We start from the raw sequence: 16,120 nt of genomic DNA on the forward strand, positions 1-16,120 counted from the left end.
TCATGATAGTAAAGCTCGGAGGGGGTTTTGGTTGCAGGGGGTTATTGCTAACGACAGCTAGGAAACGTGTTGCGTAGAGCAGACAGACCTAATTGACAGTGAGCCGGATGGCGGGTAATGTTGCGAAATAAAAGGAGGCGAAGCCGTTTCTAGTAATTTAGGAGCGGGAACTATGAAGATGAATTTAGCGACAAAAATGATTATTTACTTTTTACTGGTGGTAGCAGTGGCCGCCGGCGGATTTATGTACACAATATGGATGGTGGATGATGCTGTGAGCGAAAATCTTGAGCTCAAAAATACAATGCTGCCCCTGTTATTGCAAACGAATGAAATTACTTATAATGCCACATCCCAGGTAGCGTATCTGCGGGGCTGGTTTATTTACGGTGATCGCCAGTTTTATGATGCCTGGCAGCAAGCCAGTAAGGCGTCGACTGCCAATGAAGAGGAACTGATCAGGATGTCGGTTGTCTCCGAAGAAGGCCGTAAACATGCAGAGGAAACTAAAGCTTTGGATAGTAAATATACAGAACTGGCGGAAACGAAGTTTATTCCGTTGATCCAGGCCGGTAAGCGCGATGAAGCCCTCAAAGTCATGACTGAAGAAATGGGGCCTATTTCCCAGCAGCTTGATGCCCAGCTTATAGAACATACTAAGTTCAGAACCAAACAAATTAATGATGCCCTGGACGGGGCTGTTGCCAATGCCCGGCAGGCGGAGACGGCAGCAATTATTGCAGCTGTGCTTGCTACGATAATTGGAATTATTATCGGCTTTTTGGCAGCCCGCAGCATATCCCGGCCGGTTAATGCCCTGGCCGTGGCAGCCCGGAAGGTTGCAGCCGGCGACCTGACGGAGAATGTAAAAATTGAGCGGCAGGATGAGATTGGTCAGCTGGCTTCAGCTTTTAATACGATGGTATTGCAGCTTAAGGATTTGATCAGGCAAGTAACCATCAATGCCGAGCAGGTAGCCGCCGCTAGTGAGGAGCTTACGGCTAATGCTGAGCAATCGGCTCAGGCCTCCAACCAGATTGCTACCGCAATTACCGATGTAGCGGCCGGGGCTACGGCCCAAATGGAAGCAGCCAATGAAACCTCGGCCGTTGTGGAGCAGATGGCGGCGGGGATTCAACAGATTGCCGCCAATGCCAATCAGGTATCTGATCAGTCGGCTCAGGCCGCGGATAAAGCCAAAAATGGTGACCAAGAAGTGGGAAAAGCAGTCAGTCAGATGAAACAAATTGAGGATACTGTCAATACCTCTGCCCGGGTAGTTGTTAAGCTGGGCGAGCGCTCCCGGGAGATTGGCCAGATTGTGGACACTATTTCCGGTATTGCCGGCCAGACTAATCTGCTGGCGTTAAATGCTGCCATTGAGGCGGCCCGGGCCGGCGAGCAGGGCCGGGGTTTTGCCGTGGTGGCGGAAGAGGTGCGGAAACTGGCTGAACAATCCCAGGAGGCGGCCAAGAAGATAGCCGAACTCATCGGCGAGATCCAGGGAGATACCGAAAAAGCGGTAGTGGCGATGAATGAAGGTACGCAGGAAGTCCGGCAGGGAACCGAGGTGGTTAATGCCGCCGGGAGCGCCTTTAAAGACATTATGGCGGTAGTGGATCAGGTATCTGATCAGGTAAAGGAAATCTCCGCGGCGATTCAGCAAATGGCTACAGGCAGTCAACAGATTGTGGCCTCAGTTAAGAAGATTGACGATCTTAGTAAAAAGTCCGCCGGCGAGTCGCAGGGAGTCTCGGCAGCTACCGAGGAACAACTGGCGTCTATGGAGGAAATTGCCACCTCCAGCCAGGCCCTGGCATCACTGGCGCAGGATTTGCAAACAGCAGTGACTAAATTCCGGGTGTAGTTACTGACAGAAAAAAGCACCTCAAAAGAGCGGCTGCTGAAGCCGGCTTTTACAAGGTGCTTTTTCAAGTTACAGGTAAAGTGCTGCCGGGAGCCGGTCATTTGCCGAAAAGACCCGCCACCAGTGAGAGCATGCCGGCGGCAATGAGCGGACCGACGGCAATCCCCTGGAAAAACGATATGCCGACAATGGTTCCCAGGATCAGGGAGGTAATTGTATCGGGCGAGGCTTTGAAAAACATTACCCCCCTGCCGCCCAGCCAGGCGGCAAAAACACCGGTTATTACGGCCAGCAGGCCTATCGGACTGACAACCGCATCATACATATCGCGCAAGGTGATTTTACCTGAAGCCAGCGGGGCCAAAATAGCGATGGTGAGAATGGTTATGCCAATATTTATCCCTTTGCTTTCCAGGACAGAAAACCATGAACTAAAACCAAGCAACTTAATGATTAGCAATATGGCGGCAGCCATGGCCACCGACTGATTCTTGGCAATAAGCGCCAGTACCAGAATGATAAGAATCGGTATATTATCGAAAGACAACCCTGTCACTTCCTTGCTGATCAGCTAATTTTCAACTCGGAATAATTATTTTTATTGAAATTTGCCGGCGAACGGGCCGGTTTGGCAGTGGCATTGGCAGTGACTATGTTTTCAGCTACCAGAAAATCCATGCGCCTGATCGAGTCAAAGGTGTATGAGCCCACATGCGCCGTCGCGACAACATTAGCAAGATTTTCTTTAAGCAGCAGGTCGTTAACCGCCGGTTCAATATCAAACACATCCAGGGCGGCACCGGCGATTTGTTTAGTCTTCAGAGCGTTAAGCAGGGCGGCCTGGTTAACAAGGCCGGACCTGGCAGTGTTAATCAGATAGGCGGTGGGTTTCATCAGGGAGAAATCCCTGGTATTGATCATTTCCCGGGTTTGTTCATTTAATGCAGCGTGCAGCGTGATGAAGTCCGCCTGGGCAACCAGCTCTTCTTTAGAGCAAAGCGTAATCTTGTTGGCCGTAAAATATTCCTGATCAGGATGACCGGTGCAGGCTAATAGTTTCATACCAAATCCCTGCGCCCGGGTAACAACAGCCTTGCCTATACGCCCCAGGCCGAGGATACCCAGTGTTTTTCCCCAGACATCGCTGCTGACAGGACGATACCACTTATTCTGGCGTAATTGGGCATCAATTATGTGTATTTGCCGGGCAATAGTGAGCATGAGGGCAAAAGTCAGATCGGCAACCGTTTCGTAGCCCGGCATGTCGGCCGTTGTTTTTATTTGGACGCCGGCTTTTTGCGCTGCCGCCAGATCAATGTTTTCGACGCCGACACCATGCCGGGATATTACTTTTAGGTTGTGGCAATGTTCAAATACGGCACTGCTGAGCTCATCCGAGCTGGAATAAACCGCAATCGCTGCCAGCGGCTGTTCGGCATTTATTTTTATAATATCAGCCGCACTCATGGCCTGCTCGCCGGGGTTCCAGATAATCTGCCAGCCATTGTCGGCAAAGTAGCTTAGGAGCTGTTGGCGATGTTGGTTATCAAGCTGACTGCCAAAGGCCTTGGAGGTAATTAATACATTTTTCATATCGTTAATCCTTCCGCTAGGTATAGTCTTTATTTTTTACTGCAACACCATTGACCACATTATGTGGGGGGGTATGGGCCAGGACCCGGCCAATGTTCTCGAGCGCCCCGAGGAGCATATCCCGAAAAGCGCCAATGGTAACACCGGCGATATGCGGTGTGATCAACAGCCGGTCCCGGGCGGCCGGCGAGAGTGATAGCAAGGGATGATCCGGCGGCGGTGGTTCAGGGGCTACTACGTCCACGGCCGCGCCGCCCAGATGTCCTGTTTCCAGCATTGCCGCCAGTGCCTGCTGATCAATGACCTCGCCCCGCGCGGTATTGACCAAGAGACTGCCGGCCGGCATCAGGCCAAGCTCATAGCGTCCGATTAATCCCCGGGTGTCGGCGGTTAACGGTACATGGACGCTCACAATATTGCTAATCGCCAGCAGTTCGTGTAAAGGTTTGTAGGTTATTGCCAATTCTGGTACCAGCGCCGCAGCGCTGCCGGAACGGCTATAGTAGCACACGGAAGCCCCCAGAAATGTCATGATTCTGGCTACCTGGCAGCCGATAGCCCCTAGTCCTACCAGGCCGATAACACTGCCGCTGATCTCGTTTAGTCCGGTTTTAAGCAGTGCCTGCCGGATGGCAGCATAGTGGCCGGCTTTTGTTTCCCGGTCGGCGGTGCAGAGCTGCCGCTGCAGGGCGATGATTAGTCCTACCGTAAACTCCGCCACTGATTTTGCATTGGCTCCCGGTACGTTTGCCACCGGAATGCCAAGCTCGGCCGCGGCCATACTGTCGATGAGGTCATAGCCGGCGCCGACTGTCTGAATCAGCTGCAGGTGCGAAAGCTGGCGGAGCATGGCGGCATTGATAACGGGGAAGCTGGCCGGCACCAGCAGGCAATCAGCCTGCCGGCAGGCGTTAATTAATTCGGCATCGGTGGCCGGATTGATAAACTGAAAATCCCAGTGTGGCGGCAATTCGACCCGGGAGGTATCGAATCGCCATTTAGGCATGACACTAACAATAACTGCCATTTACAATCCCTCTTTTTCAGCCGTATTTTTTCTGGAAATCGCTCATAACAGCGGCAATACGTTCCAGCCCTAACCGGCAGTCTTCGTAAGATACCGCATAAGAAATACGGAAATGGCCGTTGCCGCCTTCACCAAAGGCCAGTCCGTCCACCACGGCCACGCCCGCATCATTCAGCAGGTAATCGGCAACCTGGGCCGAGGTTACCCGGGGCAGTGTAATACGCGGAAACGCATAAAAGGCACCCTGGGGAATCCCGGGCAATTCGAGCCCCGGTATCTGCCGGATCATTTCCAGAACAAGCTTGCGGCGCCGGGCAAATTCCTGCATCATGGCGGTAACGCAGGCCTGCGATTCTGTGAGCGCTGCCACCGCTCCGTGCTGGGCAAAGGTACACAGGGACAACATAACATTTTGCTGGGCCCGGACGGCCGCCCCAACCACTGCGGCCGGAGCGGCGATATAGCCTACGCGCCACCCTGTCATAGCAAAGGTTTTGGAGAGTGTGCCGCAAACGATGGTCCGTTCCTTCATTTCCGGCAAGCCGGCCGGCGATATATAGCTGTTTTCATACAGCATTTTGTCATAGGCTTCATCGGAAATAAGCAGCAAATCATGAGTAATTGCAAAATCGGCGACAGCGGCTAATTGTTCTTTGGTTAAAACACTGCCTGTTGGATTGTGGGGAGAATTGACGATAATTGCCTTGGTCCGGGGCGAAACCGCCTGTTTGGCGGCGGCTAAATCGTAGGCATAGTTATTCTCAGGCTGCAGCGGCACCCTTACAGGCACACCGCCTGCCAGTATAATCCCCAGGGCAAAAGGGCCAAAGCACAGATCGGGAATAATGACCTCATCACCGGCATTGAGCAGCGCGAGAAATGTTAGATATAAGGCTTCCTGGCCGCCGGCTGTTACCATAATCTCATTGTCGGCGTCGTAATTGAGCCCTTTATCAACCTGGAGCCGCATTGCCAGGGCTGTGCGCAAGGCCGGTATGCCGTTATTGGGCGCATAGTGGACATGACCCTGGTCCAGGGCAACCTTTACTGCCTCTTTAATGTGCGCGGGTGTATCAAAATCGGGCCGGCCAATCTCAAAGTGAACAACTTTTTGGCCCTGGGCCTCCAGTTCGTTGGCCTTTTGAAATACTTTCCGGATTCCGGCATAAGGAATGTGATCAAATTTGCTGGCAATAACAGGTGCCATAGGGGAAACCTCCTTTAATAGCCCGGTTTTGGGCGGGCAGTTTTACTTATGGACAACCAATGACCTCATCAATGATGAGTAGTTAAGCGAAATAATCCCCCCTTAGTACGGTAATAATTCAATCCGGGCTGCAGTTCCGGCTTCTTAATCCCAACCGGCCCCCTGTTGCTTATCTGCTGTAACTAAAAATACCGACTCAGGTCTGTTCTGAGTCGGCACGTCATTGTGACCGCTAGCTGTAAGTTCATGCTATAGCATATAGCTCATTAATGATGAGGAGCGATGTAACTTTTTAATATCTTTATTCTACACAAAAATAGCTGACTCTGCAAGAATTATTTTTTGTTTATTGCTAAAAATTTATGGATTAAATTACCATAATATATTTTCTCTGTTTTTATAAATGTAAGCAGGATTTTGTCGTTTTGAGTAGAATTTAATCAACATTCGATCATCAATGATGAGTGGCAATGTCGCCAAATTACAGCGGCATTGCTGTTTTTATTTACCGGCAACCACTCAGCATTACGATTGCAAACTAAATATTTACTCAGCGCAGAGTAGATTTGGAATTCTTTCTAAATCTACTCTCATTTTATTTTAACAATACTTTAGGGGGTTCTTATTATGAAAAAAGTTGTAATTGTTGGTGGCGGCTGGTCGGGGACGGCGGCGGCTCTCGCAGCCCGGAAGGCCGGTTGTGAGGTACATCTGCTTGAAAGGGCGGATATGCTCCTGGGTACCGGGCTTGTTGGCGGTATTATGCGCAATAACGGCCGCTTTACCGCAACCGAAGAGATGATCGCCATGGGCGGCGGCGAGCTGTTCAAGATCTGTGACGCTAATTCCCGGCACAAGAACATTGAGTTTCCCGGCCACAAGAATGTTAATTTGTACGATGTATCCACAATTGAACCGGCTGTTAAGAACGCCCTGCTGGCCGCCGGCATCAATATTTATTTAAAAACCCGCGTAAAAGACATTGATCTGGCCGGTGGCCGCATCGGGAAAGTTTTTGCCGATGTCTTTCCCGGCAACGAAACTATAGAATTGACAGGTGATGCCTTTGTTGATGTATCAGGCACTGCCGGCCCTCAGGGCAACTGCATGAAGTACGGCAATGGCTGTGCCATGTGCATCTACCGCTGCCCTACCTTCGGACCCCGGCTTAGTATTGCGGCCAGAGCCGGTATTAAAGAGATTATCGGCGAAAAGCCGGACGGGACATTCGGCGCTATGAGCGGGTCCTGCAAGCTGCATAAGGACTCCTTGTCACCTGCGGTCAGGGAGGAACTGAACAGAACCGGGGTTTGCGTTATCCCGGTGCCGCCGGCTTTGCGCAAAAGTATGGACTCTCTCGGCCAGAAGGCCTGCCAGCAGTATGCATTAAAGGAATTTGCCGAGAACATAGTCCTGCTGGATACTGGTCATGCTAAGCTAATGACTGCTTATTATCCGCTGGCGATATTGCGGCAGATTCCCGGCTGTGCCAATGCCCGCTACGAAGATCCCTATGCCGGCGATATCGGCAACTCTATGCGTTATTTTGGCATGCTGCCCCGGGATAATGCCCTGAAGGTAGAGGGACTGGCCAATGTATTCTGCGGTGGTGAAAAGGCCGGTCTGCTGGTTGGGCATACGGAGGCTATTGTTACCGGTACGGTCGCCGGCCATAATGCCGCCCGGTTTGCGCTGGGGCATAAGCCGGTTGAACTTCCGGCCAGTATTGCCTGTGGGGATGCCATTGCCCATGTCCGCGAAAGGATGCAGACTAAAGAGGGGATTACCAAGAAATACACCTTTTCCGGGGCCAATTATTTTCAACGGATGCAGGCCGAGGGTTTATACACCACGGATATAGCGGCAATTAAAGCCCGGGTTGAAGCGGCCGGCTTGACCGGCCTGTTTGCCACACCCATCAGCGGCAATGAGGAGGTATGGGCATGACAGTAGAATTGACAACTGCTCATTGGTTGTTTTTGTTTTGGGTCGGCGTTGTCATTGTGGTTATGGCTTTCAGAAAAGATCCGGTCATACCCTGCATTGCAGGGCTGCTGTCCGTAGGCTGGCTGGTAAAAAACAGTTTTATCAGCGGCGTCAGTACGGTCTTTAATGCCTTGATTGTAGCCGGCAATGAGTTTTGGGGCATTATTGTTGTCATTTCGCTGATTGTGGCCTTGTCCAAATTGCTTAGTGACACCGGCGCCGACTATTTGGTGATGCGGCCTGCGGCCCGGCTTATGATTAACCCTGATATTGCCTTTTGGACAATTGGTTTTGCCATGCTGCTGACGTCCTGGTTTTTCTGGCCGTCACCGGCCACTGCTCTCATTGGCGCTATTATGGTGCCGGCGGCTATCCGGGCCGGTCTGCCGGCCATGGGCGCAGCCGTGGCGATGAATCTTTTTGGGCATGGGATTGCTCTCTCCACCGACTATGTGATCCAGGGGGCGCCGACGATAACGGCTAAAGCGGCCGGCTTTGCCGATCCCTCGCCAGTCATTGCCGCCAGCATTCCGCTGGCCGTTACCATGGGGTTAGTGACTACTGTTACGGCCTATATTATGCTCAAACGCAGCATGGCCCGCAATCCTGTGCAGATTATCACCGAACAGGCCGCCCTGACCGCCCGGGAGGTCGAACGGGAGCTGGACTGGGTATCCTATTTCCTGGCGATTCTCACTCCGGTCGCTTTTGCTTTGGATGTTGCGGCTATGTGGGCCTTTCAGCTCCGCGGCGGCGATGCGACCGCGCTGCTGGGAGCAACCGCCGTTTTAATCCTGGCGCTGGGCACTTTGTTAAAATACCGCTGGGCCGGGTTTGAGAAAATTACCGACTATGTCCGTGAAGGGTTTATGTTCGGTATTAAGATTTTTGCTCCGGTCATTATTATCGGCGGTTTCTTTTTCCTCGGCAAGGGGGAGCTTGCCAAGACGATCCTTGACACCCAGGCGGCCACCGGATTTCTGGAAGACTTTGGTTTAGCCTTATCGCAGGCTGTACCTCTTAATAAGGTGTTCGTGGCCATAGTCAGTCTAACGACAGGTATTGTCGTCGGTCTGGATGGTTCCGGTTTTTCGCCGCTGCCGCTTGTTGGCGCTGTTGCCGCCACTTTTGATAAAGCGATTCAGCTTGATAAGGCAACGTTGGCTGCACTGGGACAGATTGCCGGGGTGTGGACCGGGGGCGGGACCATCATCCCCTGGGGGCTGATTCCTGTTGCCGCCATAACCGGTGTTAATCCCATTGATTTAGCGCGCCAGAATTTTTTCCCCGTCATTTTAGGTTTTATTGCAACAACGATTGTGGCGATACTCCTCATGTAACCAGGCAGCTAAATCTCTCATGCAGATTGCTTGCATGAGAGATTTTTTTTGCTTATAGCAGATATATGAACCTTTAGCCGCTACCAGGCGAGAAGGAATTAGCTTACGTTATCTAGAATGTAACCACCAAGTACTATTCCTAGGGGGAAAACGCGTGGCACTTAGTGATAAAGAAAATCTGGAGTATGATATACTCTCCATCATAAATGAATCTAACGGCCGGCCGATGGGGTGCGGCTCTATTGCCGTCAAGCTGCAGTCGCTGGGGTATTCCTTCAGTGAGGCTACTGTCGGCCGAATCCTGCGGGACATGGATATTGCCGGCTGGACGGAAAAGGCCGGATTTCAGGGCCGGAGGCTGTCAGGGAGCGGGAGTGAACGGCTTGAGGATTTGGCAGGCAAAGAGCGCCGGCAAAAGCAGGGCGAGGAATTGCTGGCGGCCGTGCAGGGCCATACCCGGGAGCAGCTGCTGGAGGTGTTAATCGCCCGCCGGGCTATCGAGGGTGAACTTGCCTACCTGGCTGCGCAAAACGCTAAGCCGGAGGAGATCCAGGCTTTGCAGGCGGCCCTGGCCGCGGAAGATGTTGTATTTCATGGCATTATTGTCAACATGGCCCGGAATCGCGTGCTGGCCGCAGCCATCAGTCTGATCAGGCAGGATACCCAGTTGTCGCCGGTACTGGAACATATCCGGCTCCAGGTCCACAGCCTTGTGCATGTGGATCATCAAAAAATTGCGGAAAGCATCAGGAGCGGTAATGGCGACAAAGCCCGGGCAGCCATGATTGAGCATATCAACAACCTGATCAGCGACGTGGAGAAGTACTGGCAGCCGCAAATAGGCCAGCGGTCAGACCGGGGACGGTAGTTGCCTTTGTTCAAAAAAACATAGCATATGAACAAATTGCCGCAGGTGAAACTACAGGCAAGGAGAATAAAGAACCGGGGACGGTAGCTGCGTCTTGCCAAGACGCAGCTACCGTCCCCTTGTCTTGCGGGAAGGTGTTACATAATATTTAAATGCGCATAAGATAAAATAAAAAGGCGTAAGGAGCAATGTTATGTATCCGAAGTATCCCTATTATGGTATGAAAAAAAATGCACAGACCAACCGCTTTCGTTTCCGCCGCAGCAGCAGGCGGTGCAGCCCGGCCTGGAATATGAGATGGTACCGCCGCCTATCGCGGAAAATCGGGAATATTGCGGCAGCGGCAAGCTGGAGGGAAAGGTGGCAATCATTACCGGCGGTGACAGTGGCATTGGCCGGGCGGCGGCGATTGCTTTTGCCAAGGAAGGCGCCGATGTTGTCATTGTTTATTTAAATGAGCACCGGGATGCAAAAGCAACGAAGGAGCGCATAGCAGAGCTGGGGCAGCGGTGTCTGGCGATTGCCGGTGATTTGCGGGATGAGGCGGTCGCCGGCCAGGTAGCTGCAAAAACCATGGATCGTTTTGGCAGGATTGATATTCTTGTTAATAACCACGGCGTTCAGTTTCCCCAATGCAGCATCCTGGATATTACGGCTGAGCAGCTGGATAATACATTCAGGACCAATATCTATGGCTTTTTCTATCTGACTAAGGCCGTGCTGCCTCATTTGTCACCTGGCAGTGCAATCATCAATACTACATCGGTTACTGCTTATGAGGGCAATCAGTATCTGATTGACTATTCGGCAACCAAAGGGGCCATTAGTCAGCTTTACCCGTTCGTTGTCAATCTCGCTGGCTGGGCAGCAGATTCGTGTCAATGCCGTCGCGCCGGGGCCGGTCTGGACCCCGCTGCAGCCGGCCAGCTGGCCGGCCGGTTATATTACCACCTTTGGCACCGAAACACCAATGCGCCGGGCCGGGCAGCCGTTTGAGCTGGCGCCAGCCTATGTATATCTTGCGTCTGACGATTCCCGCTATGTCTCGGGCCAGGTGCTGCATGTAAATGGCGGCACAATTACAGAATCCTAATTAGTTGAACTTAGCGGGATATAAATGGGCGGCGATCTTTTCAATCCCGTCAATCGTGCGAATGCCGGCATTATTGACCGTGAAAAAAGGCAGATTTATGATATTGCCCTGTTGGATGGCCTGCAGGCCGCGCAGCTCGGTAACGGCCTGCAGGCTTTTTATTGCTGCCTCATCACTTAGATCTTCGGCAAAATTATTTCTATCGACAGATACAAAGATAATAAAATCCGGATCATAAGCCAGTATTTTTTCCGCACCGACAAATGAGGTCCGGCTTTCGCACAGATTGATACCACCGGCCAGTTCAACCATGTGACTGATTAAGTGCTGGCTGTCGTAGAGGGAAAAGGTGCCGTTAAAATGGTCTTGCAGGACGAGCACTGTTTTTTTCCTGGTCACGTCCTGGAGTGAATTCCGGATAGTAGCCACCCGGGTCCTAAGTTTCTCGATATAGGGACCGGTGACCGGCTGGATGTTAAAAATTCGGCCCATATCGGCAATATTGCTGTAAACCATGGTTTCCAGCGATGGTCTGGCTTTTACCAGTGTGCTGGGCAGAATGTAGGTGCCCACCTTCCGGGCTTGCCAGGTTTTAACCTGGCCCATACCGGTTGGCGAAAACTGGTGAACCCAGCCGATAATCATATCAGGCTGCATTTCCAGCAATTCTTCTTCTGTCGGCATATACGGGGCTTTAAGGATATTCAGGCCGGCATATTTTTCCGCGACCTGCGCCACCGGCCTGCCATAGGGGGCTGTTGTCGCCAGTATCCGCGATTCCAGCCCCAGGTCCAGTAACAGCTCAGTAGCCCCGGGATGAGTGACAACGACCCGGGCCGGAGGTTGCTGATAGGTAAAGTAAATTTGGTTTTCAGCATAATCATAATTTGTTATCGTAACAGGATAGGCGGCGGAACCGGTCTGAACCGGCGGGGTTTTCGTCACTGGTTGGTTTAAGCCGCACGCTGCGGTCAGTACTGTAAAGGCAATAGCCAGGATAATGCCTGGGCATAGATGTCTGTTCATCTGTCAGCTCCTTCCGTGTGCGTCGGCAGGCAGGGGCCATGTTAATACATTCGCTTACTGACCGCCAAAATTTAATGACTGTTTAACGAGAATATACATGAAAAAGGGAGCTCCGACCAGCGCGGTAAGAATGCCGATCGGCAATTCGCCGCTGGCGAGGACAATCCGCGCCAGCACATCGGCCCAAATTAAAAAAATTGCACCGGCCAGGATTGTCGCCGGTATTAACCGCCGGTGATCGGCCCCGACAACACCCCTGACAACATGGGGCACAACTAAACCGACAAACCCGAAAATACCGCAGGCCGCAACAATTAAGCCGGTAACCAAAGCGGTAATGACAAAATAAAGGCGGCGGACCTTATCCAGATCAACGCCCAGGGAAATCGCCGCTTCTTCGCCCAGCAGCAGTGTGTTCAGCGTGCGGAACTGAGTGAGAAAAAAGATACAGCAGGCGGCAACGCCGGCTGCCGGCAACGCCAGGGTATCCCACTTGGCTGCCGCCAGCGACCCCATGGTCCAGAAGGTGACGGTGCGCATGCCTTCCGCATTGCTGGCAATATAGATAATGAAATTGGCAAGAGCAATAAATAAAGCACTGGCGATCGAGCCGGCCAGCACCATTTTAACAGTAGACGGCCGGCCGCCGATACTGGCTAAGGTCATAACAAACAGCGAGGCTGCCAAAGCGCCGATAAAAGCCCAGACAGCCGTACCCAGACCGAACAGTATCCCGGCTAAGCCGCCCAGCAAAATCGAGAAGGTTGCGCCAAGTGAGGCGCCGGCGGATATACCCAGAATATAAGGCTCGGCCAGCGGATTTTGCACAGTTGCCTGCAGGACGGCCCCGCATACCGCCAGGCCGGCGCCGACAAAGGCGGACATGAGCACACGGGGCAGGCGGATTTCCCAAATAATATCCAAGTGCGCCAAAGATGCCTGCTCGGCAATATGATTGATATTCAGATGAAATGCTTTATACAAAATGATGCGGTAGGCTTCACCGGCTGTAATTTTAGCTGATCCCAGACTTACTGCCAGCAATAGGGAAAGCACCATAATGGCCCCCAGGCAAGTCAGCAGCAAAACAAAATTCCGCTGTTGTTGAATGATACCGTCAGGCTGAGCTACAGAATACATTTTACCTTGTCTCATCTAATTTCTCCTGCTTCTTCTTTTCTAAATTATCAGCTTGCAAATGAAACAGATTATCATTATCGTTATTATTGTAACTCTTAATCAGGGTTTAGCAAATACTATTTTTTATCCTGGTTCAAAAAAAGAACATGCACTGCCCGCTAATGCCACTGAGCAGTGCATGTCTTACCTTTCCGGATTACATCCGGTGTTCCATACCAATAAAGAAGTTGCGCCCTGCCATCGGGTAAGAGCCGGGTTGATACCAAATGTTGCCAATGAGCTCGTAAGATTCATTGGTTAAGTTGTAAGCATTTGCATAGATACGGGTAGTTGGCGTGACCTGATAGTTAACAGTCATATCCATGGTCAGATAGGATTTAGAGGTGAATTTTTCTAAACTGCGGTTGGTTGCCGCCCGGAGGGTAAGACCGGCGTCCCATTTGTCCTGATTGTAGTTAAAGCCCAGATGATAGCCGTTGGGCTGGCTGTTCTTCGGATCATTTTTATAGCCGCTGGGGCTGTCGGCAGTGGTTTTTATCCGGGCGTAGGCATAGCCGGCGGTTACATCCCACTGGGGTGATAATGTCTTGCTTAAGGTTATGTCCAGCCCTTGTCTTTTTTCCCGGTCGATGTTTTCATAATAGCCCGGATCAGGCAACGGCCAGAAGCCTTTCCATTGGATCGCATTTTTCAGGCGGCTGCTATAGACACTTGTCTGCAGTTTCGTGCCGTCACCCAGCTCCGTATTAACCCCCACGGTGACGGTATGGCCTTCTTCCGGCTTAAGGCGCGGATTGCCGACCCAGAAGGTTGTATTGCTGAATAGCTGGGCGACGGTGGGGTTGCGGACATATTGCCCCCAGGAGGCGTAGATATTGGTTGTGTCGTTAAGCTCACGGTTTATTGACAGCCGCGAGGTGGTATTGGCACCAACAATACTCTGGTCGTCATAGCGGGTGCCGGCAGTAAGCAGCCACTTGTCCGGCAGGCGCCAGCTATTTTCCAGGAACACCGATTTGGTGGTAACGCCCCGGTTAATCGTGTCCTGGTCATCCAAATGCTCCTGCAGCCAGCTAACGCCGCCCACCAGGGTCTGCTTATCACTGAGTTTCCAGCTTTGCTGCCATTCGGCGCCATTGGCATAGAGGTCATAGGTATAGGGACTGACTCCGTCCGATTTTACCAGCGACTTATAAAGGGTACCGGTCGAGGTGTTGCGGTATACCCGCAAAAAATTGCCTGTCCCGCTGTCCTGGTTCCAGCGGTAGGTTAAGGCAATATTATTGCTTGTAAGATCCTGCCGTCCTTCCGGGTTGGCGGCGCTGCCCGTCTCTGTTAACGCGGCGCCAAAGCCTGTCTGGTCATTGGTATGCTCCCATTGGAGGGAGAGATCGCGGCCGGCGCCCAGCTCTTTATCAAGGCGCAGGGTTACCAGATCCTGATCCAGCTGGCTGGCGGCATGGGTTTTGGTTTTGCCGGTATTGGCTTCTTTATATTCGAAATTATTCCGTTTCTTCTGTTCGGCAGTAAGGAAATAACTAATGTCATCGGTTTGGCCTTCGGTGGTGAGGTTATAACGTTTAAAGCCCCAGTTGCCAAACTCCGCGGCGATGGAGGTACGGTTGCCCTCGGCTTTTTTGGTGATAATGTTAACCACCCCGCCGACAGCATCGCTGCCGTATAAGGATGAACCCGGTCCGCGCAGGATTTCAATGCGTTCAATATTTTTGACCGATATGCCGTCAATATTAATGACATGGTCGTTGCCGCTAAACATCAGATGCGGCCAGTTCATTTTACGCCCGTCAACAAGCACTAAAACGCGGTCGTCACCATTCAGCACCGGAAATGAACCAAAGCTGGTTGAGCCGGTATTGATGTTGTTATCCCGTAAAACATCCGATATCCGCGTAAAGCCGCCTTTCTCAATTGTCTCGCCGGTTATGACGGTTACGTTGGCCGCTACCTCTGTTGTTTTTACCGGCATGCGGTTGGCAGTGACCACATATTCGGCAAAATGATACTCCTGCTCAGCCTCCGCGGCCGCCGCCGGTCCGGTCATACTGAACAGTACTGCACTGCTGAGCAGTGAGCAGACTATTTTTTTTCGCTTGCTGTTAATCATAATCTTCCCCTCCCAATATTGGTGTTCACAATTTAAGCCCCTTGCGGCAACACCGTTTACCTCAAGAAAAACGCTAACTTACGGTATAATATGTACTTGTCACGCAATACTGACTGATATTAGTCAGTCGAGGGTAAAAAAATTAACCTTTAATTTTTCATGCTACATCGCTCCTGTCACTTTGCGTAGTCAGCCGGGCTCCTTTGTCTGACGGCGGTTGATATAAGTATTACGTCAAACTCTAATTTTTGCGGATTTATTATAAATAAGCAAAGCTGAGCTTACGTATTTTATCAGTTACATAAATTGACTGACAACAGTCATATAAAATCAACTTATCATTGATTTTGATAATCATAATCAATAAGATTATAATCCCTGCCAATAAGCAAGTCAATACATTAATTAAAAATAAATATTGCCAGTAGCTGCAAAGCTTAAGTTAATTTTTAACAAGCGTCCAGTCGCCAAAGTGTTTGCTTGATCATACTATATAGTATCTTCTCAGTAACATACTACAAAGGAGGCCTCCTTATGGGATTTGGTGGATTTGGCGGTCGCGGAGGTTCAAGTTGGATTATCATTATCTTGATCATTATCCTGCTGTTCTTCTCATTTGACAATGATCGCAGCTCAAACTGTTTATAGGGGTTAAAAACTGCATTAAACACAACTATCTATAGGTGCCGCCCGCTGAATAGTTCGGTTGTGTCAGGCCGGTTCCGGCTGGAACCGGCTTTTTTCTCCCCGCCGAAGTTATAAAAATTCGATGCTATTATCAAGGGCTAAGAACAATCTTTTACTCTCAAGGGTACAGGCGGCCTTAAGGACTTGGCATAAGCCAAGTT

Annotated in this window: 12 protein-coding genes and 1 pseudogene; 6 read left to right on the plus strand and 7 right to left on the minus strand. The window is 51.3% G+C overall.

Translation table 11 applies throughout. The features are described 5' to 3' along the window. Positions 1-178: 178 nt before the first annotated feature. The gene (locus tag SPTER_RS01100; protein WP_144352686.1) at positions 179-1,867 is read left to right on the plus strand and encodes a methyl-accepting chemotaxis protein; all 1,689 of its coding nucleotides are present in this window, start codon (positions 179-181) and stop codon (positions 1,865-1,867) included. Between the two features lie 97 nt (positions 1,868-1,964). On the opposite strand, the gene SPTER_RS01105 is transcribed toward SPTER_RS01100, so the two are convergent. The 4 genes from SPTER_RS01105 to SPTER_RS01120 are packed head-to-tail and all read right to left on the minus strand — an operon-like array spanning position 1,965 to position 5,694. Next, a complete protein-coding gene (locus SPTER_RS01105) occupies positions 1,965-2,414 on the minus strand; it encodes a DUF441 domain-containing protein (protein ID WP_144348671.1) in 450 nt (149 codons plus the stop codon). A 20-nt stretch (positions 2,415-2,434) separates the two neighbouring features. Then, positions 2,435-3,460 (minus strand): phosphoglycerate dehydrogenase, encoded by a 1,026-nt coding sequence (locus SPTER_RS01110; RefSeq protein ID WP_144348672.1) that lies wholly within the window; start codon positions 3,458-3,460, stop codon positions 2,435-2,437. Between the two features lie 16 nt (positions 3,461-3,476). After that, on the minus strand, positions 3,477-4,487 hold the full coding sequence (locus tag SPTER_RS01115) for a 2-hydroxyacid dehydrogenase (RefSeq protein WP_144348673.1): 1,011 nt from the start codon (positions 4,485-4,487) through the stop codon (positions 3,477-3,479). A 16-nt stretch (positions 4,488-4,503) separates the two neighbouring features. Beyond that, positions 4,504-5,694, minus strand: coding sequence for a pyridoxal phosphate-dependent aminotransferase (locus SPTER_RS01120; RefSeq protein WP_144348674.1), 1,191 nt, complete (start codon positions 5,692-5,694; stop codon positions 4,504-4,506). A gap of 627 nt (positions 5,695-6,321) precedes the next feature. Between SPTER_RS01120 and SPTER_RS01125 the strand changes: the two genes are divergently transcribed. The 5 genes and pseudogenes from SPTER_RS01125 to SPTER_RS25525 all read left to right on the plus strand — a co-directional run bounded on the left by SPTER_RS01125 (position 6,322) and on the right by SPTER_RS25525 (position 10,981). Next, a complete protein-coding gene (locus SPTER_RS01125) occupies positions 6,322-7,641 on the plus strand; it encodes an FAD-dependent oxidoreductase (protein WP_144348675.1) in 1,320 nt (439 codons plus the stop codon). Further along, positions 7,638-9,020: a hypothetical protein gene (locus tag SPTER_RS01130; RefSeq protein ID WP_144348676.1), complete on the plus strand. Its 1,383-nt coding sequence runs from the start codon at positions 7,638-7,640 to the stop codon at positions 9,018-9,020. Before SPTER_RS01125 ends, SPTER_RS01130 begins: the two co-directional genes overlap by 4 nt. 154 nt (positions 9,021-9,174) lie before the next feature. Further along, positions 9,175-9,888, plus strand: a complete 714-nt coding sequence (locus tag SPTER_RS01135; RefSeq protein WP_144348677.1) for an FCD domain-containing protein — start codon at positions 9,175-9,177, stop codon at positions 9,886-9,888. A gap of 297 nt (positions 9,889-10,185) precedes the next feature. Then, a pseudogene (locus SPTER_RS25520) lies at positions 10,186-10,662 on the plus strand (SDR family NAD(P)-dependent oxidoreductase); the annotation flags it as partial. 70 nt (positions 10,663-10,732) lie between these two features. Then, on the plus strand, positions 10,733-10,981 hold the full coding sequence (locus tag SPTER_RS25525; protein ID WP_281289485.1) for an SDR family oxidoreductase: 249 nt from the start codon (positions 10,733-10,735) through the stop codon (positions 10,979-10,981). Here the strand turns inward: SPTER_RS25525 and SPTER_RS01145 are convergent, their stop codons facing one another. The 3 genes from SPTER_RS01145 to SPTER_RS01155 all read right to left on the minus strand — a co-directional run bounded on the left by SPTER_RS01145 (position 10,982) and on the right by SPTER_RS01155 (position 15,272). After that, entirely contained in the window at positions 10,982-12,007 is a 1,026-nt protein-coding gene (locus tag SPTER_RS01145; RefSeq protein ID WP_144348678.1) for an ABC transporter substrate-binding protein, read from the minus strand. 54 nt (positions 12,008-12,061) lie between these two features. Further along, entirely contained in the window at positions 12,062-13,162 is a 1,101-nt protein-coding gene (locus SPTER_RS01150; RefSeq protein ID WP_144348679.1) for a FecCD family ABC transporter permease, read from the minus strand. 181 nt (positions 13,163-13,343) lie between these two features. Continuing rightward, entirely contained in the window at positions 13,344-15,272 is a 1,929-nt protein-coding gene (locus SPTER_RS01155; RefSeq protein ID WP_246105435.1) for a TonB-dependent receptor plug domain-containing protein, read from the minus strand. Positions 15,273-16,120 lie beyond the last annotated feature (848 nt).

Origin of the sequence: Sporomusa termitida, assembly GCF_007641255.1 — a bacterium.
GTDB lineage: Bacteria > Bacillota > Negativicutes > Sporomusales > Sporomusaceae > Sporomusa > Sporomusa termitida.